This is a genomic window from Sphingobium sp. PAMC28499 (assembly GCF_004795815.1).
In the GTDB taxonomy this organism is placed as follows: domain Bacteria; phylum Pseudomonadota; class Alphaproteobacteria; order Sphingomonadales; family Sphingomonadaceae; genus Sphingobium; species Sphingobium yanoikuyae.
In genome coordinates, this window is the sequence record NZ_CP039248.1 from 3,630,976 (window position 1) to 3,657,500 (window position 26,525).

The window sequence follows — 26,525 nt, forward strand, 5'->3', positions numbered from 1 at the left end:
CGTTTAGCGCAGCCAGGCGAGGATATCGTCCGCCTCCGGTCGGTCGAGCCAGTCGGGGCTGACCTGCAAGCGCTGCACCACCCGCCCCGGCCCCAGCAGCAGCGCCGTGGGCTGCGGCAATTCCCAGCTGCCCGTGCCGGTCACTTCGCCGATCCAGCCGGCGGGCGGCGGCGACGGTCGATCATCGGGGACGAAGGCGATGCCGAGCAGGCGGGCGAGCTGATTGTCGCGATCGGTTGCGACGGCGAAGGGCAGATCGTGGCGGCGCTTGATCTCCGCCAGCCGATCGGGCTGCTGCGGGCTGAGCGCAACCAGCGGGATACCGCGCGCGCGCAGCACCGGCCAGAGCGTTTCGGCATAATAGGGCAAGGCGATATTACAGGCCGGGCAGCCGGCGAAGCGGAAGAAGATCAGCAGCGCCGGCCCCTGCGCCGTCAGCGCGTCGAGTGTCAGGCTGCCACCATCGACATCATCGAACCCCAGATTGGGCAGAACATCGCCGGGCTGCGCCACCGTCGCTACATCGAAGCGCGCCACCAGCTGCTGCCGCTGCGCCGCGTTGCGCGCCAGTTGGGCGGGCGGCCAGTCCCGTTCCCGTTCCGCCTGAAGCGCGGCATAGCGCGCCCTCAAATTGTCGCCGACGATCGTCGCCATCTGCCTGTCTCCTTTGCTGGAGATAGGAAAATGGCGCCGCGGGACACGCGACGCCAATGAGACTTGGCGGAAAGCCGCCGATTAATCCTTATAGATCAGGTGTCATAGCCCGGTGCCTGGCGCGATGCCTTGCGCAGCGCCGCTTCCCAGACCAGATCATAATGGGTGCGCCGTCCCTCGACCGGCTGGCGCTCGCGCGACATCTGGCGCTTCACTTCCGCCTGCGCCTCCTCCGGCGCGATCAGCACATTGTCGCGCCCGACGCTGAGCGAACGAACCTGTGCGATGCAGGCGGATTCGAGCTGATAGATGCCGCTCCACGCCTCGCCCGGAGACGATCCCAACGCCAGCGTGCCATGGTTGCGCAGCAGCATGACCTTGGTGTCGCCCAGGTCCGCCACCAGCCGTTCGCGCTCGTCCAGGTTCAGCGCCACGCCCTCATAGTCATGATAGGACAGGCGCGGGATCAGGGCCAGCGCGCGCTGGTTCAAGGGTAGCAGCCCTTCGGCATGGGCCGAAACCGCCATGCCGTCGGCGCTGTGGAAATGGGCGATATAATGGGCGTCGTCGCGCGCGCCGTGGATCGCCGAATGGATGACATAGCCAGCATAGTTGATGCCATAGTCGCTCTCCCCGATGACATTGCCGTCGAGGTCGACCTTGACCAGGCTGGATGCCGTGATCTCATCGAACATCAGGCCGAACGGATTGATCAGGAAATGATGGTCCGGTCCCGGCACGCGGGCCGAGATATGGGTGTAGATGAAATCGTCCCAGCCGTAGAGCGCCGAGAGGCGATAGAAGGCGGCGAGATCGACCCGCACCTTCCATTCGGCTTCGCTGATGCCGGTGCGCGAAAAACGATCATCCTTGAGGATGGTGGCCATGGGGAAAGCTCCTTGCGTCAGGATCCGAAATTGGTGTCGAAGGCCTGCGCCACGTCCCGTTTGGGATCGATCAGGCCGGCGCGGCGGTAGCGGTCGACGATCGCCTGTTCATGGGCGATCACCTTGGCATCGACGGGCTGCGAAATGCGGTTGCTGCGCTCGAAACTGGCGCGGGCGATGTCGATCGGCAGGCCGGTTTCCTTGGCCAGCACGGCGGCGAACTGGTCAGGATGGGCGCGGGCCCAAGCAACCGCCTTCGCCTCGCGCTTCAGGAAGTCGGCCAGCAGCGCACGCTTGGGTGCGATCGAGGCATCATGGGCGATGTCGATATAGAGCGGCAGGCCATAATCCCTGGCATCGACAGCCGCCCGCGCGCCTTCCTTGACCGCGACATTGGTATAGGGGGTCCAGGTCGACCAGGCGTCGATCGATCCGCTGTCGAACGCAGCCTTGGCATCGCCCGGCGGCAGGAAGGTGACCTTGACCTTGTCGGCCGGGATATGCGCCCGCTCCAGCGCCTGGAGCAGCAGATGATGGCCGATCGATCCGCGCGTGGTGGCGATCGTCCTGCCGACCAGATCCTGGGCAGATCGGATGGGCGAGCCATTTTTCACCAGGATCGCCAGCGCCTCGGCCGCCTGGTTGGCGGGTGCCTGCACCGCGATCGCCTTGACCGGGCTGCCGCTCTGATAGGCGAAGATGAAGGGCGCGTCGGCGGCAAGGCCAAGGTCCGCGGCGCCACCACCGACCGCTTCCAGCAGCGGCTGGGCGGCGGGAAATTCCGACCATTCGACCTTGTAGGAGGCGCCGTCTAGCGCGCCAGAGGCAAGCATCATCGCCTTGACCTGCCCCTTCTGGTTGGCGACGCGCAGCACCGGCACCTGTTCAGTGCGATATTGGGTGACAGCGAAGGCGACACCGGCGGAGGCGATCAGCGCGCCGACGATCAGGATCGATTTCTTGCCCGCCATGTCAGCCCGCGAGCGCGACGTCGACCTTCTCCCGCTCGGCCACCTTGCGGCGGACGACCGGCAGCAGTTCGCGGCCATAGAGGATGGAATCGCCCAGCGGATCGAAGCCGCGGATCAGGAAATGATCGATGCCGATATCATAATAATCGAGCATCGCGTCGGCCACCTGATCGGGCGTGCCGACCAGGCCGGTGGAATTGCCGGCCGCGCCGGTGAGCGCAGCGACGCCGGTCCACAGCCGCTTGTCCTGCCGATTGGCCCTGGCCGCCTCCAGCAGGCGCAGCGATCCGACATTGGGCGGGCGATGACCGGTCAGTGGCAGGCCGGCGGCGACGCGATTGTCGCGCACCTGCTCCTCAATCTCCGCCGCGCGCTTCCAGGCTGCTTCCTCGGTATCGGCGATCACCGGGCGCAGCGACAGCGAGAAGCCGGGATTGCGGCCATGGCGGGCGGCGGCGCGACGCACCTGGCGTACCGTGTCCTGCACCGCTTCGAGCGTTTCGCCCCAGAGCGCATAGACATCCGCATGGCGCCCGGCGACCTCGATCGCCTCGGCCGAGGAACCGCCGAAGAAAACCGGCAGATTGTCCGGCTTGATCGCGCTGAAGGCCTGGCGAATGTCGTAAAAGTCGCCCTGATGGTCGAACGGCTGGGCCGCCGTCCATTCCTGGCGCAGGATGGTCAGATATTCGTCGGTGCGCTGATAGCGCTGCGCCTTGACCGTGCCGGTGTCGCCGTCACGCGCCATTTCCTCGTCGGCACCACCGGTGATGATATGCACCGCGACCCGCCCGCCCGACAACTGGTCGAGCGTGGCCAGCTGGCGCGCGGCCACGGTCGGCTGGGTGAAACCGGGGCGATGGGCGACGAGGAAGCCGAGCCTGCTGGTCAGCGCGGCGGCATGGGCCGCGACGATCTGACTTTCCGGACTGTTGGAGCCGAAGGGGACGAGGACGCGGTCGAAGCCGCCATCTTCCTGCGCCTTCGCCGCAGCCTCGACATAGTCCTTGTCGAGCACACGGCTGCGCACCGCCGCTTGGGTTTCCGAGCCATTGTTGAAGCCGATATAGCCGATGAACTTGACGCTCATGGGGTCATTCCTTCCCGCTGATCAGATGACGTAGAAGCCGTGGGTGCCGTCCTTTTCGAGCTGGGCGACAAGGCCATATTCCCAGTCGAGATAGGCCTGCATCTTCTCGGCCTTGTTGTCGGTGCCCTCATAGGGGCGCTTGTAGCGGCCCTCGGGTCCACGCGGGGCCGGCGCGCCGTCACTGCCGCGTTCCAGCACCACCGCCGACCAGTCGACGGACAGGACATAGACTTCCCAGCCAAGCTGGGCGAGCCAGGATGCGCTCATGTCGGCACGCGGGCCAAGATCGTCGGTGACGACGATGCGGGCGCCGCGCACCGGGGCATTATGGTCGGTTTCCTGCACCAGCTGGCCGCCCTGCGCATTACGGAAACCGGGCAGATGCCCCGCCTCATATTCGCGCGGCTGGCGCACATCATAGAGATAGAGGGTGCGGGCGGTATCAGCCTTCAGATGCTCCAGATCGTCCCAGCCGATCCATTTGACCCCGGCGCGATAGGCAACGTCGCGGGCATGGGCACGGGCCGCCTCGATCGCCTTGCCATCGACCTCCGGCGCGGCGCGCACCTGGCCGGTTTCCAGCCCCTGCCCGGCCAGCGTCCAGCCGATCGTGCCGTTGCGCAGCGCATAGACCTTGTTCGGCAGGCCGGCATTGACCAGCGACTGGGTGCCGATGATCGAGCGGGTGCGACCGGCACAGTTGACGATGATGGTGGTGTCGGGATCGGGGGCGATCGTTCCGGCGCGCAGCACCAGTTCGGCGCCCGGCACGCTGGTCCCGGTCGGGATGCTCATCGTGTGATATTCGTCATAACGGCGCGCATCGAGGATCGCGATGTCGGCCTTTTCGTCGATCAGCGCCTGTACATCTTCGGCCGCGAGGCTGGGCGTATGGCGGCGATGCTCGACCAGTTCGCCGAACGCCTTGGAGTAACTGTTCACATCCTCGAACAATTCAAAGCCGGCGTCGCGCCAGGCGCTGAGCCCGCCTTCCAGTTCGCGCACATCGGTGTAGCCGAGGCCCTGCAATCGCACGGCCGCGCGGCGCGCCAGCCCCTCGCCCGCATCATAGACGATGATCGGCGTGTCGAGCCGGGGGATGCGCCAGCGCGCTTCGTCATCGATGCGGCGCAGCGGAATCTGGGCGGCGAACAGTGGATGGCCCTGCGCGAACTCATGCTCCTCGCGCACGTCGATCAGCGCGATCTCGTCGCGAGCGATCAGCGCGGTGCGGATATCGGCCGGGGTGGCGACCTCTATACGGTCCAATATGTCGGTGGTCATGCGTTTCTCGATCTGTCCCAGAGGTTGGGGATGACGCGGTTGGCGTATCCGGAGATGAAGCTTTTGGGCGTGCCGTCCGGCGCGAAGGTCGCGCGCTCGACCGCACCGATATTGGCGCCATAGACATGGATGCTGACCGACGGGGCGTCGGCCCGGCCGTTGGAGACGCGATGAATGTCGCCGATCCGGGGCGACACGGCATCGACCTCGCCCTCGCGCAATATATCCGTGCCCTGCGCGACCAGTCCGCCGCCGGGCAGGCGATGGAACCGCTCCACCTGCTCGCTGCCGCGCAGCACGCCGACCAGCCCCCAGACGCCATGGTCGTGGATCGGCGTCGACTGGCCCGGTCCCCAGACGAAGCTGACGATGCTGAACCGCTCGCGGCTGTCGCAATGGAGCAGATATTGCTGGTAGCGATCGGGATCGGGCCGGGCATATTCGGGCGGCAGCCAGTCATCGCGGGCGATCAGCCGGGCGAGCAGGGTGCGGCCGCTTTCCAGCAGCGCCTGTTCGTCGCGGGTGCAGGCGATCAGGTCGGCCAAGGCCGTGACGAAACCGCGCAGCCGACTGGTATCGACCGGCCGATCGATGGTGGTGACGGCGTTCATTCCGCGGCCTCTGCCTGGCGGGCGAAGGGCAACACGCCCTCGCCATGATGGTCGCCGCCCAGATGGGACAGAAGCTGTTCGCGCAGCCGGCCAGCGAGCCCCGCGCGCTCGCCGCGCGCGGCGTGAATGCGCTCCTCCGCGACGATCCGCCCCTTGTCGAGCACCAGCACCCGATCGGCCAGCGCGATGGCTTCCTCGACATCATGGGTGACGATCAGCACGGCCGGCTTGTGCGTCCGCCAGAGCGAGAGGACGAGGTCGTGCATACGATAGCGAGTCAGCGCGTCGAGCGCGGCAAAGGGCTCATCGAGCAACAGCAATTGGGGTTCGCGCACCAGCGCACGGGCCAGCGCGGCGCGCTGCGCCTCTCCACCGGACAGGGTGAGCGGCCAGGCGTCGAGCCGATGGCCAAGGCCGACTTCCTTCAGCGCGGCTTGCGCCCGGTCGCGGATGGCATCGCCTTTCAGGCCCAGCGCGACATTCTTCCAGACCGGTTTCCACGGCAGCAGTCGGGCATCCTGGAACACGACGGCGCGGCTGTCGGGCACCTCCACATCCTGCGCGCCGGCATCGTCCAGCCCGGCGAGGGTGCGCAGCAAGGTGGTCTTGCCCGATCCCGACCGGCCCAGCAGGGCGATGAACTCGCCCGGCGCGATTTCCAGGTCCAGCCCGTCGATGATGCGGTTGGCGCCAAAGCTGCGGGTGAAGTGCTGCAGGCGAACGACCGGTTCGGGATGCGGCTGGTGCGCCGCGCTGTCGATGGTGGAAAAGCCGAGGCGCGCGTCCATGATCAATTCTCCACTATGCTGGGGCGCCAGACGAGGGCGCGGGCTTCGAGGGACCGGACCAGCCAGTCGGCACCGAGGCCGAGAATGGCGTAGACCATGAGACAGACGACGATGATGTCGGTGCGCATGAAGTCGCGGGCATTGTTGATGAGATAGCCAAGCCCGGCCGAGGCGTTGATCTGTTCCGCCACCACCAGCACCAGGATGGAGATGGACAGGGCATAGCGCAGCCCGACCAGCAGCGAGGGCAAGGCGGCAGGCAGCACGACATGCCAGACCTGTTCCCAGCGGCTGAGGCCGAAGCTCTTGGCGGCATCGAGCAGGCGCGGATCGACGCCGCGAATGCCGGCATAGAGGTTGAGATAGACCGGGAAGATGGTGCCGAAGGCGATCAGCGCGATCTTGGGCGTCTCGCCAATGCCGAACCAGACGATGAAGAGCGGCGTCAGCGCCAGTGCGGGAATGGTCCGCTTGATCTGCATCAGCGGGTCGATCGCCAGTTCCGCGCCGCGCGACAGGCCCGCTGCCAGCCCCAGCGCCAGCCCCAGGCCGACGCCGATCAGCAGGCCGACCGCGACGCGGGCAAAGGAGACGAGCAGGTTGGAGGGCAGTTCGCCGCTCAGCACCATCTGGATCAGCGTGCCGATCACGGCGGAGGGCGCGGCCAGCGTGCGTTCGGGGATAAGGCCGGTGCGCGAGCCCAGTTCCCACAGCAAAAGTAACAGCAAAGGTGACAGCCATCGGCCGCCGAAGCGGGCGAGGGAGAAGCGGCGTCTGGCGCGCTGTAGCGGCGTGTCGCCCCTTATTGCCAATGCGGTCATGTCCATCCGTCATGCTGGTGAAGTCGCCTTCATCCAACATCAATTCTCTACTCATTCAATTGAGTTTTATCGTGCCGGTCTATTAGGGAAAATCATAAGTCGCCATTCGCCCCTGATTCCGGGCGTTTCGGCGCGCGACGAGCGGGATAGCTTTTCCTGACCCCGGACAAACTCTACTATTTTGATTGATATATTTCCATGGATCATAAGCACAGGCCCGTGCCCGGCATCGGATCGGCCCCCTTTCACCATCAGAAGGATATGCCGTGCCGGTCAATCTGCCGACCAATCTCCTGCGCAGCTTTGTCGCGATCGTCGACACCGGGTCGATGCTCAATGCGTCGGAACAGGTGTTCGTGACCCAGTCCGCCCTCAGCCTGCAGATCAAGCGGCTGGAGGAACTGGTGCAGCAGTCGCTGTTCCTGCGCGAAGGCCGCCGCCTGCACCTGACCGCGGCGGGGGAGGTGCTGCTCGACTATGCGCGCCGGGTGCTGAGCCTGCATGACGAGGCGGTGGCGGCGGTCAGTGCCGGCCGCTTTGCCGGCCCGGCGCGGATCGGCATGGTCCAGGATTTCGCCGACAGCTTGCTTTCGGGCCTGCTCTCCCGCTTTGCCGAGCTGCATCCCGACGCGCAAATCTATGCGCGGGTCGCGGGCACGGCGGAGTTGCAGGCGCTGCTCGACCGGCGCGAACTGGACATATTGCTGGGCTTTGCCGCCCCCAACGACGGCAGCGCGGTCACGGTGGCGCCGATGAGTTGGTATGGCACCGTCGAACTGGTTGATCGCGACACCATCCCGCTGGCGGTGCTGGAGGAGCCTTGCCGTTTCCGCGAGGCGGCGATCCGGGCGCTGGAGGATATGGGTCTGCAATGGCGGATCGCGGTCGAGACGCCCAACCTCGCCACGCTGCGCGCGGCGGTGGCTGCAGGGCTGGGCATCACCGCACGGACCCATTTGTTCCAGGATGACATGACGGCGCTGGAGCATGAGCGGCTGCCCACCCTGCCCCGCGTCGCCGCGATCCTGCGCACCAGCGACAAGCTGGACCGCGCCGCGCATCGACTGGCGGAACTGGCGCGCGAGACAGTGACCGGGCTTTAGATCGGAATGATGTAGACTGATCCACTGCGTCATTGCGAGCGCAGCGAAGCAATCCAACATCGCTCGGGTGGATTGCTTCACTTCGTTCGCAATGACGTTTCAAGGGCAAGCCATCGCTCTTTTACGGCCGTCTTCCAGACCTCAGTAGCCGCGCGCCGGATCGACGATGTCGGACGGCGCCTCGCCCCGGACGAAGCGGGTCAGGTCATCCTGGATCTTTTCCAGCAGGCGATGCCGCACAAGCTGGTAATTGCTGGAAATATGCGGGGTCAGCCGCACCCTGGGATGGGTGTAGAGGACATGCCCCTCGGGCAGCGGTTCGGGGTCGGTGACGTCCAGCGTCGCAAAGCCCAGCCGGCCATCATCCAGCGCCCGCACCAGGGCCGCCTGATCGACCACCGATCCGCGCGCGACATTGATGAGGTGCGCGCCCGGCCGCACTCGCGCCAGCAGCGCATCATCGACCAGATGGCGGGTCTGGGCGGTGGCTGGCACGGCGAGCAGGATATGATCCGCCTCCTCCACCAAAGTCCCGACATCGCCGACCAGTTGCACGCCCGGCACGCTGGGCCGCGCGCCGGATCGCCGCACGCCGATCACTTGCGCGCCCAGCGCCAGGCCGCGCCGCGCGACCGCCGTGCCGATCGCCCCCATACCGATGATGCCGATGGTCGTGCCCGACACCCGGCCCAGTTGCGCCGGTCCCCATTGCGCCCGCGAACGGACGGTGACGGCATCCAGATTCTTGGCATGGGCATAAATGGCGGCGATCGCATAATCGGCGATCTCCTCCGACGCGACGCCCCGACCGCAGGTGACGAGCGGCGCGTCGAGCAGCCAGTCGGGATAGAAATCGACCCCGACCGAGGCGCTGTAGACCCATTTCAGGCGCCCCGGCCAGGGTGCGGGCCGGCGCACCTCCGGCGCGCGCCAGGCCGGCGACGGGCGGATCAGCAATATGTCGGCCTCGTCGGCAGCGCTCCAGGGCGCGTCCTCGGCAACGTCGATCAGCACGGGGGCGGACGGGTGACGGGCAAGGCTCCGGTTGAAATCCGGCTCCATCTGGCTGGCGATGATCAGGGACATGGGCTCAATTCCCCAGCGCCGCGCGACCGGCGGCAATCAAGATGGTGTCGGTCTGCGGCGAATGGATGCGGCTGCACAGCACATCGCGATAATGGCGCTCCAGCGGGTTATGGCGGCTGATGCCGGGGTTCCCGGTCAGCTCCAGCCCGATCTCGACCGCGCGGATGGCGTTGGCGGTGGCGACATATTTGATCGCATTGGCCTCGACCGCCGGCGGCAGATCGCCCGCGTCGATCCGCGCGGCGGCGTCGCGGACCAGCGTGCGGTTGACCTGCAACAGCGCCTCGATCTCCCCGAACTTCTCCTGGACGCGCGGCAGAGTGGCGAGCGACGCGCCGAGGTTGCTCGGCACCCGATCGTTGAGATAGGCGCGCAGCCAGTCGCGCGCGGCGCGCGCCACCCCGTCATAGATGGCCGAGATGGAGAGCGCATTCCACAGCGTCTGGACCGGATCGGGCGCGCCCCACTCCTCTGGCCGGCGAATGTCGACCGCATGGTCGGCCGGCGTCGGCGTATCGGTGAAATGGACGGCATGACTAACGGTGGCGCGCATCCCCAGATGATCCCAGGCCGGCTCGATCTCCACCCCCGGACTGCCGGCCCGGACCAGGAAATTGCCGACGCGTGGGCTTTCCTCATCGGTCTTCGCCCAGACCGAATACCAGTCGAGGCCAGTCGATCCGGTCGAGTAGATCTTCGTGCCGCTGATCGCCCAGCCATGGGCCGTGCGCCGCGCGATCGTGGCAGGCAGGCCACCGCGCACGGGCGTGCCCAGTTCCGGCTCGACCCGCAGCCCGCCGATCAGGCCCCGGCCCGCGACCGCATCGCGCGCCAGCGTCTCGTAGATGTCGGCTGGCCAGCCGCGCGTCCGGTTGGGCGTGGCGTGATAATGATAGGTCATGAACAGGATCAGCGCGGTCGAAGGATCGCCCTTCGCCACCGCCGCCAGCACCCGCAGCGCTTCGGAAACCGATGCGCCCCGCCCGCCATGCGCGCGCGGCACGGTCAGCGCGATCAGCCCCTGTTGCGCCAATATGTCGAAATTGGCGCGGGGAAATTCGGCGCTGCGGTCATATTGTTCCGCATTGGCCGCGAGCAACCGGGTCAGCCGGTCGAGCTGGTCGGCCGGCACCGGCCCTTCGGGCGGCTGCGGCTGCACGGAAATTGCCTGGGTCGCCATGCTATCAGCCTCTCTTGGGAATGGCGTCGTTGAAGCGGGCGTCCCACAGCGGGCGGACGTCCACCCGCTTGGGAACCAGCCCGGCCTTGAAGAAGACGTCGGCGACCTGCTGCTGCGATCCGATCGCCTCGGGCGTGACCGGGCGCAGTTCATAGGTCGCGCTCTTGCGACGGAACTGGTCGAGCACATAGTCGCGCGGCACGCCGATATCCTGGGCGACGATGCCGGCCCACTCGTTCTGATGCGCCGCCGCCCAGCCGAAGCCCTGCTGCACCAGCGCCAGATATTCGCGGAGGATCGCCGCCTTGTCGGGATCGGCCAGCGCGTCGACATGGGCGGAGACGAGATAATTACCCGACAGGATGCCATCGGCCGTGCGCAAGATCCGCGCCCCCTCGGTCGCGATCGCGCGCTGGATCGGAAAGCCATAGATCGCCCAGGCATCGAGCGCCCCTTGCGAGAAGGCCGCTGCGCCATCGGACACGCCCATCGCGACCGGGATGATGTCGTCCCAGCTCAGACCGACCTCCTCCAACATGCGGATCAGGAAATATTGGGCGGTGGTGGCGCGGACATAGCCGACGCGCTTGCCCTTGAGGTCGGCGATGGAGCGCGCCTTCGATCCCCTGGGCACCAGCACCACCTGGTTATTGACGTCGCCATGGGCGACCGCGATCTGGCGGAAACTCTGGATGGTCGAAGCGGCAGCGAAGATCGGCGGGATCTCGCTCATCCCGCCATAATCGAGCGATCCGCCATTGAGCGCCTCGACCACGAGATGTCCGGACTGGAACTCGCTATAGACAAGGCCAAAGCCCTTGGGCTGGATGCCCGCCGCCTTGAACAGCAGGCGGGTGTCGCCATCGCCCTTGCCGGTGATCGACACGCGCAGTTTCGGCCGGCCCTTGCCAGCGGTGCCACAGGCGGTGAGCAGCAGGCTGCCCGCCGCCGCACCCAGCAGATTGCGTCTGGAGAACATGTCAGCGACCGCCGGCCACTTCCCGTCCGCGCGCCCCGCTATCGTCGCGTTCGAACAGGATCACCGTGGAATCGCGCAGCAATTCGCGCCGGGCCGCCGCCCTGAACCGGGCCAGCCTATCCGTCCACCGCTGCGTCCACGCCATGATATCCAAGTCCTCGTCTGATATGAGAGGACTTTATCTGCCAATTAAGTAGAGATATGTCTGTCAAGCTTTGCTGGGCCGCTTATTAGAAAGCCTTGACCTTCGCAGGGCGGCGCCGGCCGCCTCAATTGGCGATATAATAGTCCTTCGGGAAATCCTGCCCGGCATAGGCCTTGCGCATGGTCCAGGGCTGGGCCGGCGCGGTCCAGTAGCTATCGGAGGCAGGCAGGCCGAGCGCCAGCAGGCTTTCCGAGGTGATATACATGCTGCCGGCGTTGGAATAGACGTCGCCCAGGCTAGGCTGGTGCCGGGCGAAGCCGATGGTCAGGAAACGATCGGCATCGAAATTGCTGGGGTCAGCAAAAATGCGGCGCTGTGTCGCCATGGTTGCCGCGCGCACCTGGCCCTCGGGCAGCTTGGCATGGAGCAGCTTGCGCCAGGCAAGATAGGCGAGCGGCTGGTGGACGGCGGTGCGGTAGGTGAGCGAACGGCCGACCGGCGGGAAGGCGCCATCCGGGCCGATCATCCGCTCCAGCGCCTCACCGAAGCGCTGCATCCGCTGGATCTGGATGGCAAGCCGCTCCCTGGGATCGAGCGCGTTGAAGCGCGCGTTGCAGCGGACCAGCACGTCCCAAATCTGGGTCAGCATCGGGTGGATGACATAGCTGTTATACATGTCGAAATGGAAATGCTCGCCGTCGGCATACCAGCCGTCGCCGACATACCATTCGCTGAACTTGCGCAGCGCCAGGTCGACCCGGATCGGATCCCATTGCGCCCCGACCGACAGCAGGAACACCTCGTTCATCGCCGCAAACAGCAGCCAGTTGGTATAGGGCGGCGCGACCCGGCGCAGCCCCTGTATCTCCTTGATGATCCGGTCCTTGGTCGCCCGGTCGAGCGGATCCCACAATGTCTGCGGCGCGCGCAGCAGGGCGCTGGTAAAATAGGCGGAATCGACCAGCGGTTGTCCCTCCGCCTGCCAGAGCAGATAGTCGGGGCTCTTGGGATCTACACTATGGACATAGCTCGCCAGCGCCTGCTCACGTAGCCGGGCGCGCAGTCGCCCTTCCGCGCCATCGGTATCGGGCAGCGCAAGCCAGGGCGCGATGCCGTCGATCAGCCGGCCAAAGGCTTCCAGAAAGGCGACCTTGGGATTGCGGCCATCCCAGGTCGTGCTGAGTTCGGGCTTCCATTGCGCCTGCAACTGCCCCCTGGCCATGCGCGACAGCACGGGGCTGGCCATGCGTTCGAGCAGCGACAGGGCATAGCTGCGGTCGTCCGCATCGGCGGCGACGGGCGCGGCCTCCCCGGCATTGGCAAGCGAGGGCATGGCGGCGAAAGCGGCAGTGCCGGTCGCCATGCCGGTCAGGATCGCGCGACGATCGATATGGCTGGTCATGGTCAATCCTTGGGCGGGGTGAAGTCGAGGGTCTGGCCGGCGGCATAGGCATCCCAGGCGGCACGGGTGGTGAAGCCACCCTCCCCCTTGTTCCAGGCGCTGCCGGAATAATAGACGAAGGGCTGGCCCGGCTTGACCGTCAGCAATATGAGTTGATTGTCGGCATCCGCGCGGATATCGGCGATCTGCGCCGGATCGACCCGCAACGCCAGCGCCATGCGGCCATGCGCGCCATCTTCCGGGCCCCACCAGCTCACCAGGCCGCGGGCCCGATCTACGGTCAGGTCGCCCGCCCCCTGTCCCGTGGTGCGCTTGCCGATGCCGACGCCGACCGTCAGCGGCGTCGCCTTGTCCGATCCTATAGTCGAGACCAGCCGGGTAAAATGGGTGCCGAGCGGAAGGGTGAAACGCCGCGTTTCCCATACCTTGCGATCGACATCGACTGGCCAGGGCGCATAATCGACGCTGAAGTCGGCGACCTGTCCGCCCGATTTCAAAATATGGGCACGGACATAGTTGCGCGAGGTCCACAGCTTGTTGTCATGCCAGATGCCAAGGCCGCCCGCGCCGCGCGTGGTGCCGACATTGTAGAAGTCCAGTCCCTCGCCATGATAGCCATGCTGGTCGCCGCTGCGTAGCTGGCGATCGGCGAAGGGCCAGGCGACATTCTTGCCCCAGCTGTCGATCCCCGATCCCGATGGCGGCTCGGCCGCCTCCAGCGCATGGCCATAGATGCGATGGGCGGTCTTGTCATTTTCCCACAGCAGGTCGTCATAGCGATAGGATGCAACCAGTGCGACGGCGGCCGCCGCCTGGCCGGGCGGTGGCGGCAGGCGTTTTTCGACCGGCAGACGATCGCCCGCCCCACCGCCCTGCGCCAGGGCCGCGCCGACGCAAAGACCGATCGCCACCAATCCGATCGACAGATAGGGCGTCCGGATCCGGCGTGACGATGCTGTTGGCTGGGGGCGGTTCACCACAGGCTCCTCTCGATTATTTGTATGATAAGCTGATAAATCATCGAATCAGACTTGCCAAGCCCTTGCTCACATTGCCGCAGGCTGGCAGGCTCGAAAAAGAATATTCACTGGAACGACATCATGGCTAAAGCCGCCTCACTCGCCGACATGCTCTACACCAAACTGGAAGAGGACATATTGTCCGGCCGCATCCCGCCCGGATCGCGCCTGCCCGCGCAAAAGGACATTGCCGAGCAGGAAAATGTCAGCCGCACCGTGGTCCGCGAAGCGGTCGCCCGGCTGGAGGCACAGGGCTTTGCCGTCGCCCGCCAGGGATCGGGCGTGTTCGTGTCGGATGCCGCACGCTACCGCGCCTTTCAGGTCACCAAGGATGAATTGTCCGAGCTATCGGACGTGATCAAATTGCTGGAAATGCGCCTGGCGATCGAGACCGAAATGGCCGGCCTTGCGGCTGCCCGTCGCACGAACGAAGATATTTCGGCGATGCGCGACGCGCTACGCCGCATCCGCGAGGCTGAGGATCCGGCCGTCGCCGCCACAGCCGACAGCCAGTTCCACATGGCGATCGCCCGCGCGACCCGGAATGACTATTACGCCCGCTTCGTCGAATTTCTGGGCGTCCGCCTGGTGCCGCCAAGCAGCCTCTACCTCAAATATCAGCCGGAAAGATCGCACGACGCCTACACCCACAAGGTCAGCGACGAGCATGACGCGGTGCTTGACGCCATCGTCCGCATGGACATCGAAAAGGCGCGCCATGCCGCCCGCCATCACATGCAGGAAAGCCTTTTGCGCCATTCCGAACTCAACGACCTGATCAGCCGGGACGAATGATTGCATGACTAAAGTCTGACAATTGACATCCCCCTCAAAGTTGTATGATAACCCGATCAACACGATCAGAGTCGTGATGAGGGAGGATGGATATGAACAAGGCGTTTCCGTGCGTCGCCATGTCGGTGAGCATGCTGGCCATGATTGCGGCCTCGGCCCCCGCACTGGCCCAGGCAGACCCCCAACCGGCACCCCAGTCCGATGCAGCACAGGGCGAAGCCACCACCGCCGACATCGTCGTCACCGGCTTTCGCGGCAGCCTGCAAAAGGGGATCGAACTGAAGCGCGAAGCCGTGGGCGTGCGCGACTCCATCGTTGCCGAGGACATCGGCAAATTCCCGGAGGCCAATGTCGCGGATTCCCTGCAGCGTATTCCGGGCGTGTTCCTCAGCCGCGACGGCGCATCGAACGAGGGCCAGCGCATCAGCATTCGCGGCCTGGGATCGGAATTCACCGTCACCACCATCAACGGCGCGCCGGTGCGCACGACATCGTCACAGAATGTCGGCAGTTCGACCCGCGACTTCAATTATGACGTCTTCCCATCCGAACTGTTCGGCCGTGTCGATGTCTACAAGACCCCGCTCGCCAATCTGGAAGAAGGCGGCATCGGCGGCAATGTCGACCTGCAGACGCCCCGCCCCTTCGACAGCAAGGACCGGGTCATCCGCTATACCGCGCAGGCCAATTACAATACCCAGTCGAAGAAGTGGCAGCCGCGCGGATCGCTGCTGCTGAGCGACACATGGGGTGATTTCGGTGTGCTGCTGGGCGCGGCCTATGCCAAGAATGTCAATGAACGGTCCGGCTTCCAGTCGACCGGCGGTTATAATAGCTCGGTTATCGGTTCGCGTGCCTATGCCGGCCCGACCACGACCGGCGGCCCGTTCCAGTTCCAGCTCGACCTCGACAATCCGCTGGCCAATTATGGGGCGCTGACCCGTGACCAGGTGGCCAATGCCTATATGCCGCGCTTCTATCGTGTCTTCACTTCGAACAATGAGCGTGAGCGGCTGGGCCTGGTCGGGTCGCTGCAATATAAGTCGGATCGGCTGGAACTGAGCGCCGACGGCATCTTCTCGCAGCTCAAGGATCAGGCGGACGAGTTCACCTTTGGCGTCGCGGTGCGCAACTCCCGCACTGTGCCGGGGTCGACCAGCGCGCCGGGCACCGGCACCAATTCCGGCCTGATCCCGCTCGACGTGAAGATCGACGAATATAATAATCTTTACGGCACGTTCGGGAACAGCAGCTTCATCAACGAGAATTTCTTCCGCAACGCCCGCACCCGGTTCAAATATGGCATCATCCGGGGCGTCTATGACTTCACCGACAATCTGAAATTGTCGGCCCAAGCCAATCTGAGCGAGAGCAACGCCCGCTACACCGCCAACCGGATCGTCAGCAACATCTATGGCGTGACCAGCACCTTCGACCCGACCGGCAATGTCACCTATCCGACCATCAGTTCGCCGGTCGATTTCACCGATCCGTCAAACTACACCACGCCGACGCTGGGCTTCTCGCTCAACCGCGAGATCGACAAGCAGAAGACGGCACGCGCCGTCCTCGACTGGTCGCTGCTGGACGATGGCGAACGCCGGTTCGCACTCAAGATCGGCGGCAGCTATGTGAACACGGGCAAGCGCATCTCGACCCAGGACGGCAGCAGCATCGCGGCCGGCAAGCTGGCCGGCCTCGACGTCTTTTCCTACATGGATCCCTATATCCAATATGGCGCGATCCGCGACGGCGGCAATTCGGGCTATCCGTCCCAATTTGCGAGCTTCCCGCGCTCCTTCGTGATGGACTATCTCGACGCCAACGGCGCGAACGAAGCGGCCAAGGTCAATCTCAACGCTGCCTTCAACGCGAAGGAAATCGTCAAGACGGCCTTCTTCGAGAGCAATTTCGCCCTGCCGCTGTTCGGCAAGGAACTGCGCGGCTATGCCGGCCTGCGCTATTCCGACACCCGCACCATCATCAACAATTATCAGAGCGCGGGCGCCGGCGTCTTCCTGCCGCAGCGGCGCGAGGGCGGCTATGAAAACTGGCTGCCATCGGCCAGCCTGGCCTATGACCTGACGTCCAACTTGCTGCTGCGTGCGTCAGCCGGCAAGACGATCACCCGCGCAGCGCTGACCGCCATTGCCGGCGGCACCATCGTGCCCAATGTCTTCAATCCCGACGTCACGGTCGGCAATCCCAATTTGCGGCCCCAGGTCGCGACCCAATATGACGCCGGCGTCGAATGGTATTTCGCCCCCGGCGCGCTGCTGAGCATCGGTGCCTTCAAGAAGGACATTACCGATCGCGCAACCGCGGTGCAGGACTTCGTCACCTTCGGTTCGCTCGGCCTGCCGTCGAGCGCGTTCAACACGACCTCACTGGGCTTCCCCAGCGGCACCATCCCGGATGATTTCCTGATCCGCCGTACCCAATATATCAATCAGGGCCAGTTGAAGCTGAAGGGGCTGGAATTTGCCTATCAGCAGAATTTCACTTTCCTGCCCAAGCCGTTCGACGGGCTTGGCTTTACCGGCAGCCTGACGCTGATCGACCAGAAGGGCGATGATTTCGTCACCACCGAAGGAACGCGCGTGCCGATCTCCTTCGTGCCGGAATATAGCTACAGCGCGACGCTCTTCTACGAAAAGGGCCCGTTCGCGATCCGCGGTTCCTATAATTACCGCGCCAAGACCGGCATCACCTCGCAAAATACCGGCAACGACCAGATCCCCTATACCGCGCCGCAGGGCTTCCTCGACGGAACGATCAGCTACCGGTTCAGCGACGCGCTGGAGGTGCGCGTCGATGCGCTGAACATCACCAACGAGAATGTGTACATCTATTATCAGGATCCGGACGGACCGAAGGGCAATGGCCAGTCGCGGCGCGACAACAGCTTCTTCAACGGCACCACCATTTCGCTCGGCATTCGCGGCAAATTCTGACCCCTCCCCCCTTGGGCACCGGGGACTGCACGCCCCGGTGCCCATCTTTTCGTGAGACGATCATGACCATGCCGCATCCCGCCCCGGATATCGTCGATGATGCCGTTGCCGGCGCCATCGATCGGGCCAGCCGCTATCGCTGGATGATCTGCGGGCTGCTGTTCGCGGCGACCGCGATCAACTATGTCGACCGACAGATGATCGGCGTGCTCAAGCCCGTGCTGCAGGCCGAACTGGGCTGGCGCGAAAGCGACTATGCCAATATCGTCTTCTGGTTCCAGTGCGCCTATGCACTCGGTTTCCTGGCGATGGGCCGCTTCATGGACCGGGTCGGCGCACGGATCGGCTATGCCGCCGCCTTCACCTTCTGGACGCTCGCCCATGCCGCCCATGGCCTGGTCAGCGGCATCGCCCAGTTCATCGCCGTCCGCTTTGCCCTGGGCGTTGGCGAGGCAGGCAATTTCCCGGCCGGCCTGAAGGTCGTGGCCGAATGGTTTCCCCAGAAAGAACGGGCGTTGGCGATCGGCCTGTTCAACGCCGGCGCCAATGTCGGCGCGATCGCCACGCCGCTGATCGTGCCCGCCATCACCATCGCCTATGGCTGGCGCGCTGCCTTCATCGTCACCGGTGTTGCCAGCCTGGTCTGGGTGGCGGCCTGGCTGCTCCTCTATCGCCGGCCAGAGGATCATGCGCGCGTATCCCCCGGTGAACTCGCCTATATCCGCAGCGATCCGGTGCGCGCCAGCGCGCCCATCCCCTGGTCGCGCCTGTTCACCATCCGCCAGACCTGGGCCTATGCGCTGCCCAAATTCTGCATCGATCCGATCTGGTGGATGTTCCTCTTCTGGCTGCCCGACTTTCTCGGCAAGCGCTATGGCCTTGACCTCAAAAGCTTCGGTCCGCCGCTGGTCGTCATCTATCTGATGTCGGACGCCGGCAGCGTGCTGGGCGGCTGGGCATCGTCGCGGCTGATCGCGCGCGGCTGGAGCGTGAATGCCGCGCGCAAGGCAACGTTGCTGGCGTGCGCGCTGGCGGTGCTGCCGGTGGTGACCGTCCAGTCGATCGACAATCTCTGGGCGGCGGTGCTGCTGATCGGTCTTGCGACCGCCGGGCACCAGGCCTTTTCCGCCAATATCCTGACCTTGCCGTCCGACCTGTTCCCGCGCGCCGCCATCGGATCGGTGGTCGGCATCGGCGGCACGGCCGGCGCGATCGGCGGGATGCTGATCGCCCAGTTCGTCGGTTATGTGCTGGACATGACCGGCAGCTATGCCCTGATCTTCGCCGTCGCCGGCAGCGCCTATCTGGTGGCGCTGGCGCTGCTCCACATCATCAGTCCCCGTCTCTTGCCTACTGGAGAGCTTGCATCATGACCTTCCGCTCCTTCGCGCCGATCATGCTGGCCTGCGCCATCGCCGCGCCGGCCCATGCCGCCCAGCCCGCCCGCACACCGATCGAGGCGGCCGTGAAGCTGGCCGACTGGCAATTGGCGCGGCTCGACGATTTGTCGCACATCCCCAGCGCCACCGACGAGACGCGCAAGACGCGCGGTTGGGAACAGGCGGTGTTCTGGGTTGGCATGACCGCCCTCGCCGACGCCGGCGCGCCGCCCCGGATCAAGGAGGCGATCCTGGCGATGGGCCAGCGCAATGGCTGGAAACCCGGCGATAATCTCTATTTCGCCGACGATCAGGCGATCGCCCAAGCCTATCTATGGGCCGCAGCCCATGGCGCCGGCAAGGATGCGCTGGCGCCGACCCGCGCCGCGTTCGACACGGTGGTCAACAAGCCGGCGGTCACCACCCTTGCCTTCGCCATCCCGCCCCAGGGCTATGGCGCGACCGAATGTCTCAAGCGCTGGTGCTGGTGCGATGCGCTGTTCATGGCGCCGCCGGCCTTTGTCGAACTGTCGCGCCAGACCGGCGATGATCGCTATATGCGCTTTGCGATGAAGGAATTCTGGGCAACCACCGACTTCCTCTTCGACCCTGCCGAGCATCTCTATTATCGCGACAGCCGCTTCTTCGAGCGGCGCGACGACAAGGGCCGCAAGCAGTTCTGGAGCCGGGGCAATGGCTGGGTATTCGGCGGCATCGCCCGTGTCCTCCCGCAGCTGGCACAGGACAGCCCCGACCGCAGCCGTATGGAAGCGCTGTTCAAGGAGATGGCGGCGAAGATCAAGACGCTGCAGAAGCCGGACGGCTATTGGGCACCCTCGCTGCTGGCGCCGGAAAATGCGCCGCCCGAAACCAGCGGCACCGCCTTCTATACCTATGGCCTTGCCTGGGGGATCAAGGCCGGGCTGCTGCCCCGCGCCGAATATGAGCCGGTGGTGCGCAAGGGCTGGTCCGCGCTGCAAAAGGCGATCCAGCCCGACGGCCGACTGGGCTGGGTCCAGCAGGTTGGCGACCGGCCCGACAAGGTAGCCGCCAGCGACACCCAATATTATGGCGTCGGCGCCTTCCTGATGGCGGCGACGGCGGTGGCCGCGCTCGACGTGCAACGCTGACGCGCGGGAGGACGAGCGGCATGTTCGAAAAAACCTATTACGCCACCCATCCCGCGATGATGGACGGCGCCAGCAATGAGGATCTGCGCGACCGGCATCTGGTATCCGGCCTGTTCCGCGGGGGGAAAATCACTCTCACCTACTCCCATGGCGAGCGCTTCATCATTGGCGGCGCGGTGCCGGGCGCGGGGACGCTGGACCTGCCATGCCAGAGCGCACCGGAAAGTGCGGCCGGCCATCCGCTGCTGGAACGACGCGAGATGAGCGTCGTCAATATCGGCAAGGGCGACGGCACGGTCCGCGTCGATGGCATCGACCACAGGCTCGCTCGCTATGAGGCGCTCTATATTCCCATGGGGTCACAGGCGGTCAGCTTCAGCGGTGAAGGCGCGCGTTTCTATCTGCTCAGCGTCCCGGCTCATGCTGCCTTTCCGCTACGCAAATTGTCGCAGGCGGATAGCAACCCGATGCAGCGGGGCAGCCTGGAAACGTCCAACGAGCGGACCATCTATCAGTTAATCCTGCCCCATCTGTGCCAGAGCGCGTCGCTGTGCCTGGGCCTCACCCGGCTGGAACCGGGTAGCGTCTGGAATACGATGCCGCCCCATGTCCATGAGCGGCGATCGGAAATCTATCTCTATTTCGATCTGGAAGAGGAAGATAGAATCTTCCACTATATGGGCCAGCCGGACGCATTGCGGCACATTGTGATGGAGAATGAGGACGTTGTGATCTCGCCGCCCTGGTCAGTGCATATGGGCGCGGGCACCCGCAACTACAGCTTCATCTGGGCCATGGCCGGCGAAAATCTCGATTATGAGGACATGGACGTCCTCGATATCTGCCAGTTGAAATAAGGGGATGGCAATGCACGGACGGATCTGGACCCTGGCGGCGGTCAGCACAGTGGCGCTGGCGGGCGGCGCGCTGGCGCAGGGCAGGCCGCCGCAGGTGCAGCCCGTGCAGGTCGATCCCACCCGACCCGACTGGGAAAATCCCGCCATCTTCGCAATCGGCAAGCTGCCCGCCCGCGCCACCGCCTTTCCGTTCGAGAGCCGGGACCGCGCGCTGGCCGGCCATCGCACCCAATCGGACCGCTTCCTGTCGTTGAACGGAGAATGGAGGTTCGGCTTCTCGCCCGATGCAAACACGTTGCCCACCGGGTTCGAGCGGCCCGATTACGACGTGTCGGGCTGGAAATCGATCAAGGTGCCGGCCGACTGGCAGGCCGAGGGCTATGACCAGGCCCGCTACAATAATATCACCTACCCCTTCCCCGCCAACCGGCCGCTGATCCCCCATGCGACCAATCCGGTCGGTTCCTATCGTCGCGACATCGACCTGCCGACGGGCTGGACCGGGCAGGATATCGTGCTGCATATCGGGGCGGCAGGCTCGGCTTATTATGTCTGGGTCAACGGCCAGAAGGTCGGCTATTCGGAGGACAGCAAGCTGCCGTCGGAATTCGACGTCACCCGCTTCCTCCGTCCCGGCCGCAACAGCATCGCCATCCAAATATTCCGTTGGTCGGACGGCTCCTATCTGGAGGATCAGGATTTCTGGCGTGTGTCGGGCATCGAGCGCGAGGTGTTCCTGATGGCCGCGCCCCGGACGCGCATCCGCGACTTCTTCGCCCATGCCGGCTTCGACAATAAGACGGGCGCCGGCAAGCTGGCGGTCGATGTCGCGGTGACGCCGGGGGCCGCGACCAATGCCCGCTATGTACTGATGGACGGCGATCGCACCGTGATCGAAGGCCGCCAGCCCGTTGCGGCGGGCCAGGCCGAACGCGCCGTGACGCTGACCGGTCTGGTCGACAAGGTGAAGCCCTGGACGGCCGAGACACCCAATCTCTACATGCTGCTGGTCGAACTCTATGATGCGCAGGGGCGGATCATCCAGTCCAGCTATGCGCGGATCGGCTTCCGTACCGTGGCGATGCAGAATGGCGTCGTGACAGTGAACGGCAAGCCGATCACCATTCGCGGCGTTAACCGCCACGAACATGATCCCGAAACCTTCCACGTCATCTCGCTGGAATCGATGGAGCGCGACATCCAGCTGATGAAGCGCAATAATATCAATGCGATCCGTACGTCGCACTACCCCAATGATCCGCGCCTCTACGAGCTTGCCGATCGCTATGGCCTCTATGTCATGGACGAGGCGAATATCGAGAGCCACGCCTATATGGACTATGCCAACAAGCATGGCGAACGGCGCGCCGAATTCCAGATCGGCTTCGACCCGGCCTGGAAGGATGCCCATGTCAGCCGCGTAGCCAACATGGTGGAGCGCGACAAGAACCATCCCTCGATCATATTCTGGTCGCTGGGCAATGAAGCCGGGATCGGCCCCAATTTCGCCGCCGCCGCAGCCGCCGCCAAGGCGCGCGATCCCGATCGGCTGATCAGCTATCTGGGCTGGGGCACATGGGACGGGATCGGCGATCACCGCCCCAATGACTATGCCGATATCTATGCGCCCATGTATGATCCGGTCGCCAAGCTGGTCGATTATGCCACCAACTGGAATTTCCGGCAGCCGATGATCCAGTGCGAATATGCCCATATGATGGGCAATTCGGGCGGCAATCTGAAGGATTATTGGGACGCGATCTACGCCCATCCCGACAAGCTGCAGGGCGGCTTCATCTGGGACTGGGTCGACCAGTCCATGTATCGCTACACCAAGGACGGGCGGCGTTATTGGGGTGATGGCGGCGAATATGGCCCCAATCCGGGCGGCGACATCGAATTTGGCGACGGCCTGCTCCAGTCCGACCGCACCCCCAATCCCGCGCTTTACGAACTGCGCAAGGTCTACGCACCGGTCCAGTTCGACGGCTTCAATCCGGCGAGCGGCCGCCTGACCGTGCGCAACCGGCATGACTTTATCGACCTGTCGGGCTTCAGCTTCGACTGGGCACTGCTGGAGGATGGCGTGGAGGTTGCGCGTGGGTCGCTCGCCGCGCCACATGTCCCCGCCCATGGCGCGGCTGCAATGACGCTGCCGATCGCAACCATGCCGCGCCGGGCCGGGTCGGAATATTTCGTGACGATCAGCGCCCGCGCAAAAGCTGGGACCATCCCCGCCGTGGAAGCCAATGTGCTGGTCGGGTGGGAACAGTTCGCCCTGCAGCAGGACACACCTACCCTGCCCGCCGCCGCCAGCGGCATCGTCGTGATCAGCGACAAGGGCGGCGCGATCAGCCTGAGTACCGGTGACGCTGCGCTGGTGATCGACCGGGCGAGCGGCCTGGTCCGTTCCTACAGCAAGGGCGGCCGGATGCTGGCACAGGGTGGCGCGCCGCATTTCTGGCGCGCGGTGACCGACAATGACCTTGGCATCGGCACCGACAGGCAGTTCGCGATCTGGAAAGGGATGAGCGAGCAGCGCAAGGTCAGCGCGATCCGCCTGACGCCCCAGACCGACGGCAGCCGCGCCGTCGAGGTCGACTATCAACTGGGCGATGGCGCGGCCAGCTTCACCAGCATCTACCGCATGGCCGGCGACGGTTCGGTGACCGTCTCCGGCAGTTTCACCCCCGTCAAACCCGACCTGCCGCCCCCCTTCCGCATCGGCCTCGCCTTCAGCCTGCCGAGCGATCTCGACACGGTCGAATGGTATGGCCGCGGCCCGCATGAAAGCTATGTCGATCGCAGGACATCGGCGCCGATCGGCCTGTGGCGCGGCGCGCTGGCGGACCAGAATCACGACTATATCCGGCCGCAGGAGACCGGCAACAAGGTCGATGTCCGCTGGATGGAACTGTCAGGAAGCGGTGCAGGCCTGCGCGTACAGGGCGAGCAGCCAATGATGATGAACGCCCTCGCCTTCCCCTATGCCGATCTCGACCGGCACAAGCCGGGCACATGGAAATCGTCGGACATCCGGCCGCACGACCAAGGCACGCTGCTAATCGACGCGGCGCAATGGGGCGTGGGCGGCGACACCCAGTGGAGCGAGTTTGGCAAGCCCATGGCCGCCTATCGCACCACCAGCGCGCCGACGCGCTTCAGCTTCCGCCTGAGTTCCTTCGCGGGCACCGGCACCACGCCCGGCAAGGCGAAGTCAGCGCGGGCGACTGGGGTTGAGTGAGAGAGGCCGCTAAGACGCGGACACAGAAAAGCCGCCTTGGGGAGATCCGAGGCGGCGTGTGTGTGTGATTTGGTTGCGGGAGTAGGATTTGAACCTACGACCTTCAGGTTATGAGCCTGACGAGCTACCGGGCTGCTCCATCCCGCGACACTGGGCTTTTGTGTGGCCCTGACATGCAAAAAGGGCGGCTTTGCGGGCCGCCCTGTTTTGTAACATTGTGATGGGTTTTTGATCCGTTGCTATGCGCGTGCTTCAATGCCTGGCGACGCCCTACTCTTCCAGTGCTTGAGCAATAGTACCATCGGCGCAGACTGGTTTCACGGCCGAGTTCGGGATGGGATCGGGTGGGTCACAGACGCTATGGTCACCAAGCAATGAAGCAGGCGCATAACTGCGGGTTTTTAATCGATACCGTGCACAATTTTGGAGTTTGTATGTTCGTATATCTGGGCTGGCTTAAAACCACGCCATCAGCGTCTTAGCTGTTTCCAGCATTGTCGTTGATGGTGGGACTCTTAAGCGCGAACAGAGCAATTAGGACTGGTTAGCTCCATGCGTTACCGCACTTCCACATCCAGCCTATCAACGTCGTGGTCTACGACGGCTCGATGAAATCTTATCTTGAGGGAGGCTTCCCGCTTAGATGCTTTCAGCGGTTATCCCGTCCATACATAGCTACCCTGCTGCGCCACTGGCGTGACGACAGGTACACCAGAGGTATGTTCAACCCGGTCCTCTCGTACTAGGGTCAACTCCTCTCAAATTTCGACGCCCACGGCAGATAGGGACCAAACTGTCTCGCGACGTTCTGAACCCAGCTCACGTACCACTTTAATTGGCGAACAGCCAAACCCTTGGGACCTGCTCCAGCCCCAGGATGTGATGAGCCGACATCGAGGTGCCAAACGATTCCGTCGATATGAGCTCTTGGGAATCATCAGCCTGTTATCCCCGGCGTACCTTTTATCCGTTGAGCGATGGCCCTTCCACGAGGGACCACCGGATCACTATGACCGACTTTCGTCTCTGCTCGACTTGTCAGTCTCGCAGTCAGGCGGGCTTATGCCATTGCACTCTAACAGACGGTTTCCAACCGTCCTGAGCCCACCATCGCGCGCCTCCGTTACTCTTTAGGAGGCGACCGCCCCAGTCAAACTACCCGCCACAGAGGGTCCCTGCACCGGATAACGGTGCGAGGTTAGACATCAGAAAACAACAGGGTGGTATTTCACCTATGGCTCCACATCAACTGGCGTCAATGCTTCAAAGCCTCCCACCTATGCTACACAGTTCTTTCCTAATGCCACTCTGAAGCTGCAGTAAAGGTGCACGGGGTCTTTCCGTCTAACCGCGGGTACTCCGCATCTTCACGGAGAATTCAATTTCGCTGAGCATATCCTGGAGACAGTGGGGAAGTCGTTACGCCATTCGTGCAGGTCGGAACTTACCCGACAAGGAATTTCGCTACCTTAGGACCGTTATAGTTACGGCCGCCGTTTACCTGGGCTTCAATTCAGAGCTTGCACTCCTCCTCTTAACCTTCAGGCACCGGGCAGGCGTCAGGCCCTATACGTCGTCTTGAAGCCGACTTAGCAGAGCCCTGTGTTTTTGCTAAACAGTCGCTACCCCCTGGCCTGTGCCCCCCATCAAAAGTTGCCTTAAGATGGGGCCTCCTTCTTCCGAAGGTACGGAGGCAATTTGCCGAGTTCCTTCAGGATACTTCTCTCAAACGCCTTGGTATACTCTACCATTCCACCTGTGTCGGTTTAGGGTACGGTCTATACGGTGGGGCTATTTCCTGGGACCCCTTCACTGCCCGGAGCAATCCAATAAGCCCGAACAATTTACGGCATCCGTCACACACCACCAGGCCCACGAATATTAACGTGGTTCCCATCGACTACCCCCTTCGGGCTCGTCTTAGGGGCCGGCTTACCCTGCTCAGATTAGCTTTAAGCAGGAACCCTTGGAATTTCGGCGAGAGGGCATCTCACCCTCTTAATCGCTACTCATGTCTGCATTCGCACTTCCGATACCTCCACGGTCGGTTACCCTTCCGCTTCAACGGCCTACGGAACGCTCCGCTACCGCTCAGTCAAAGACTGAACCCTAAGCTTCGGTGCATCACTTTAGCCCCGTTACATCT

21 protein-coding genes, 1 tRNA gene and 2 rRNA genes (1 of these 24 running past the window's edge) are annotated in these 26,525 nt (G+C 64.2%); 7 read left to right on the plus strand and 17 right to left on the minus strand.

Annotation, left to right across the window (positions count from 1 at the left end; translation table 11 throughout):
* Positions 1-3 precede the first annotated feature (3 nt).
* From E5554_RS17300 to E5554_RS17335, 8 genes are all read right to left on the minus strand, one after another.
* Positions 4-654 carry a peroxiredoxin-like family protein gene (locus E5554_RS17300; protein ID WP_136187556.1) on the minus strand — a complete coding sequence of 217 codons (651 nt, stop codon included), beginning with the start codon at positions 652-654 and terminating at the stop codon, positions 4-6.
* 95 nt (positions 655-749) lie between these two features.
* Entirely contained in the window at positions 750-1,541 is a 792-nt protein-coding gene (locus E5554_RS17305) for a class II aldolase/adducin family protein (RefSeq protein WP_136187557.1), read from the minus strand.
* A gap of 17 nt (positions 1,542-1,558) precedes the next feature.
* Complete coding sequence (locus E5554_RS17310; protein WP_136187558.1) at positions 1,559-2,512, minus strand: ABC transporter substrate-binding protein; 954 nt, start codon at positions 2,510-2,512, stop codon at positions 1,559-1,561.
* A 1-nt stretch (position 2,513) separates the two neighbouring features.
* Positions 2,514-3,602: an LLM class flavin-dependent oxidoreductase gene (locus tag E5554_RS17315; RefSeq protein WP_136187559.1), complete on the minus strand. Its 1,089-nt coding sequence runs from the start codon at positions 3,600-3,602 to the stop codon at positions 2,514-2,516.
* Between the two features lie 21 nt (positions 3,603-3,623).
* Positions 3,624-4,886 carry a rhodanese-like domain-containing protein gene (locus E5554_RS17320; RefSeq protein WP_136187560.1) on the minus strand — a complete coding sequence of 421 codons (1,263 nt, stop codon included), beginning with the start codon at positions 4,884-4,886 and terminating at the stop codon, positions 3,624-3,626.
* Positions 4,883-5,497: a cysteine dioxygenase gene (locus E5554_RS17325; protein ID WP_136187561.1), complete on the minus strand. Its 615-nt coding sequence runs from the start codon at positions 5,495-5,497 to the stop codon at positions 4,883-4,885. Before E5554_RS17325 ends, E5554_RS17320 begins: the two co-directional genes overlap by 4 nt.
* Positions 5,494-6,285: an ABC transporter ATP-binding protein gene (locus E5554_RS17330; RefSeq protein WP_136187562.1), complete on the minus strand. Its 792-nt coding sequence runs from the start codon at positions 6,283-6,285 to the stop codon at positions 5,494-5,496. Before E5554_RS17330 ends, E5554_RS17325 begins: the two co-directional genes overlap by 4 nt.
* A gap of 2 nt (positions 6,286-6,287) precedes the next feature.
* A complete protein-coding gene (locus E5554_RS17335) occupies positions 6,288-7,106 on the minus strand; it encodes an ABC transporter permease (RefSeq protein WP_029547546.1) in 819 nt (272 codons plus the stop codon).
* 266 nt (positions 7,107-7,372) lie between these two features.
* On the opposite strand from E5554_RS17335, the gene E5554_RS17340 reads away from it, so the two are divergent.
* Positions 7,373-8,209: a LysR substrate-binding domain-containing protein gene (locus tag E5554_RS17340; RefSeq protein ID WP_136187563.1), complete on the plus strand. Its 837-nt coding sequence runs from the start codon at positions 7,373-7,375 to the stop codon at positions 8,207-8,209.
* A gap of 141 nt (positions 8,210-8,350) precedes the next feature.
* On the opposite strand, the gene E5554_RS17345 is transcribed toward E5554_RS17340, so the two are convergent.
* The 6 genes from E5554_RS17345 to E5554_RS17365 all read right to left on the minus strand — a co-directional run bounded on the left by E5554_RS17345 (position 8,351) and on the right by E5554_RS17365 (position 13,978).
* Positions 8,351-9,295, minus strand: a complete 945-nt coding sequence (locus E5554_RS17345; RefSeq protein ID WP_136187564.1) for an NAD(P)-dependent oxidoreductase — start codon at positions 9,293-9,295, stop codon at positions 8,351-8,353.
* Between the two features lie 4 nt (positions 9,296-9,299).
* Positions 9,300-10,475, minus strand: coding sequence for an acyl-CoA dehydrogenase family protein (locus E5554_RS17350; RefSeq protein ID WP_136187565.1), 1,176 nt, complete (start codon positions 10,473-10,475; stop codon positions 9,300-9,302).
* Between the two features lie 4 nt (positions 10,476-10,479).
* Positions 10,480-11,454: an ABC transporter substrate-binding protein gene (locus E5554_RS17355; protein WP_136187566.1), complete on the minus strand. Its 975-nt coding sequence runs from the start codon at positions 11,452-11,454 to the stop codon at positions 10,480-10,482.
* 1 nt (position 11,455) lies between these two features.
* On the minus strand, positions 11,456-11,599 hold the full coding sequence (locus E5554_RS23115) for a hypothetical protein (RefSeq protein ID WP_168708734.1): 144 nt from the start codon (positions 11,597-11,599) through the stop codon (positions 11,456-11,458).
* A gap of 124 nt (positions 11,600-11,723) precedes the next feature.
* Positions 11,724-13,001, minus strand: a complete 1,278-nt coding sequence (locus E5554_RS17360) for a DUF2264 domain-containing protein (RefSeq protein ID WP_136187567.1) — start codon at positions 12,999-13,001, stop codon at positions 11,724-11,726.
* A gap of 2 nt (positions 13,002-13,003) precedes the next feature.
* Entirely contained in the window at positions 13,004-13,978 is a 975-nt protein-coding gene (locus E5554_RS17365) for a DUF4861 family protein (RefSeq protein ID WP_210729763.1), read from the minus strand.
* 123 nt (positions 13,979-14,101) lie between these two features.
* Between E5554_RS17365 and E5554_RS17370 the strand changes: the two genes are divergently transcribed.
* The 6 genes from E5554_RS17370 (at position 14,102) to E5554_RS17395 (ending at position 24,379) form a co-directional block, all read left to right on the plus strand.
* A complete protein-coding gene (locus E5554_RS17370; RefSeq protein ID WP_037520836.1) occupies positions 14,102-14,815 on the plus strand; it encodes a FadR/GntR family transcriptional regulator in 714 nt (237 codons plus the stop codon).
* A gap of 92 nt (positions 14,816-14,907) precedes the next feature.
* Entirely contained in the window at positions 14,908-17,769 is a 2,862-nt protein-coding gene (locus tag E5554_RS17375; RefSeq protein WP_210729764.1) for a TonB-dependent receptor, read from the plus strand.
* Between the two features lie 62 nt (positions 17,770-17,831).
* Positions 17,832-19,142 (plus strand): MFS transporter, encoded by a 1,311-nt coding sequence (locus tag E5554_RS17380; protein ID WP_136187569.1) that lies wholly within the window; start codon positions 17,832-17,834, stop codon positions 19,140-19,142.
* The gene (locus tag E5554_RS17385) at positions 19,139-20,278 is read left to right on the plus strand and encodes a glycoside hydrolase family 88 protein (protein ID WP_136187570.1); all 1,140 of its coding nucleotides are present in this window, start codon (positions 19,139-19,141) and stop codon (positions 20,276-20,278) included. Before E5554_RS17380 ends, E5554_RS17385 begins: the two co-directional genes overlap by 4 nt.
* Positions 20,279-20,298: 20 nt before the next feature.
* Complete coding sequence (kduI, locus tag E5554_RS17390) at positions 20,299-21,135, plus strand: 5-dehydro-4-deoxy-D-glucuronate isomerase (RefSeq protein WP_136187571.1); 837 nt, start codon at positions 20,299-20,301, stop codon at positions 21,133-21,135.
* A 10-nt stretch (positions 21,136-21,145) separates the two neighbouring features.
* Positions 21,146-24,379: a glycoside hydrolase family 2 TIM barrel-domain containing protein gene (locus E5554_RS17395; protein ID WP_136187572.1), complete on the plus strand. Its 3,234-nt coding sequence runs from the start codon at positions 21,146-21,148 to the stop codon at positions 24,377-24,379.
* 70 nt (positions 24,380-24,449) lie between these two features.
* Here E5554_RS17395 and E5554_RS17400 read toward each other — a convergent pair.
* From E5554_RS17400 to E5554_RS17410, 3 genes are all read right to left on the minus strand, one after another.
* Positions 24,450-24,526, minus strand: a tRNA-Met gene (locus tag E5554_RS17400).
* Positions 24,527-24,636: 110 nt separating this feature from the next.
* Positions 24,637-24,751 (minus strand): 5S ribosomal RNA (gene rrf / locus E5554_RS17405).
* Between the two features lie 143 nt (positions 24,752-24,894).
* Positions 24,895-26,525: ribosomal RNA gene (locus E5554_RS17410) — 23S ribosomal RNA — on the minus strand; it runs 1,161 nt beyond the window's last position.

What these genes read in the sequence shown, in the direction of transcription:
- E5554_RS17300 (WP_136187556.1), bottom strand. Translation starts at nt 654, where the DNA reads ATGGCGACGATCGTCGGCGACAATTTGAGGGCGCGCTATGCCGCGCTT.
- E5554_RS17305 (WP_136187557.1), bottom strand. Translation starts at nt 1,541, where the DNA reads ATGGCCACCATCCTCAAGGATGATCGTTTTTCGCGCACCGGCATCAGC.
- E5554_RS17310 (WP_136187558.1), bottom strand. Translation starts at nt 2,512, where the DNA reads ATGGCGGGCAAGAAATCGATCCTGATCGTCGGCGCGCTGATCGCCTCC.
- E5554_RS17315 (WP_136187559.1), bottom strand. Translation starts at nt 3,602, where the DNA reads ATGAGCGTCAAGTTCATCGGCTATATCGGCTTCAACAATGGCTCGGAA.
- E5554_RS17320 (WP_136187560.1), bottom strand. Translation starts at nt 4,886, where the DNA reads ATGACCACCGACATATTGGACCGTATAGAGGTCGCCACCCCGGCCGAT.
- E5554_RS17325 (WP_136187561.1), bottom strand. Translation starts at nt 5,497, where the DNA reads ATGAACGCCGTCACCACCATCGATCGGCCGGTCGATACCAGTCGGCTG.
- E5554_RS17330 (WP_136187562.1), bottom strand. Translation starts at nt 6,285, where the DNA reads ATGGACGCGCGCCTCGGCTTTTCCACCATCGACAGCGCGGCGCACCAG.
- E5554_RS17335 (WP_029547546.1), bottom strand. Translation starts at nt 7,106, where the DNA reads ATGACCGCATTGGCAATAAGGGGCGACACGCCGCTACAGCGCGCCAGA.
- E5554_RS17345 (WP_136187564.1), bottom strand. Translation starts at nt 9,295, where the DNA reads ATGTCCCTGATCATCGCCAGCCAGATGGAGCCGGATTTCAACCGGAGC.
- E5554_RS17350 (WP_136187565.1), bottom strand. Translation starts at nt 10,475, where the DNA reads ATGGCGACCCAGGCAATTTCCGTGCAGCCGCAGCCGCCCGAAGGGCCG.
- E5554_RS17355 (WP_136187566.1), bottom strand. Translation starts at nt 11,454, where the DNA reads ATGTTCTCCAGACGCAATCTGCTGGGTGCGGCGGCGGGCAGCCTGCTG.
- E5554_RS23115 (WP_168708734.1), bottom strand. Translation starts at nt 11,599, where the DNA reads ATGGCGTGGACGCAGCGGTGGACGGATAGGCTGGCCCGGTTCAGGGCG.
- E5554_RS17360 (WP_136187567.1), bottom strand. Translation starts at nt 13,001, where the DNA reads ATGACCAGCCATATCGATCGTCGCGCGATCCTGACCGGCATGGCGACC.
- E5554_RS17370 (WP_037520836.1), top strand. Translation starts at nt 14,102, where the DNA reads ATGGCTAAAGCCGCCTCACTCGCCGACATGCTCTACACCAAACTGGAA.
- E5554_RS17375 (WP_210729764.1), top strand. Translation starts at nt 14,908, where the DNA reads ATGAACAAGGCGTTTCCGTGCGTCGCCATGTCGGTGAGCATGCTGGCC.
- E5554_RS17380 (WP_136187569.1), top strand. Translation starts at nt 17,832, where the DNA reads ATGACCATGCCGCATCCCGCCCCGGATATCGTCGATGATGCCGTTGCC.
- E5554_RS17385 (WP_136187570.1), top strand. Translation starts at nt 19,139, where the DNA reads ATGACCTTCCGCTCCTTCGCGCCGATCATGCTGGCCTGCGCCATCGCC.
- kduI (WP_136187571.1), top strand. Translation starts at nt 20,299, where the DNA reads ATGTTCGAAAAAACCTATTACGCCACCCATCCCGCGATGATGGACGGC.
- E5554_RS17395 (WP_136187572.1), top strand. Translation starts at nt 21,146, where the DNA reads ATGCACGGACGGATCTGGACCCTGGCGGCGGTCAGCACAGTGGCGCTG.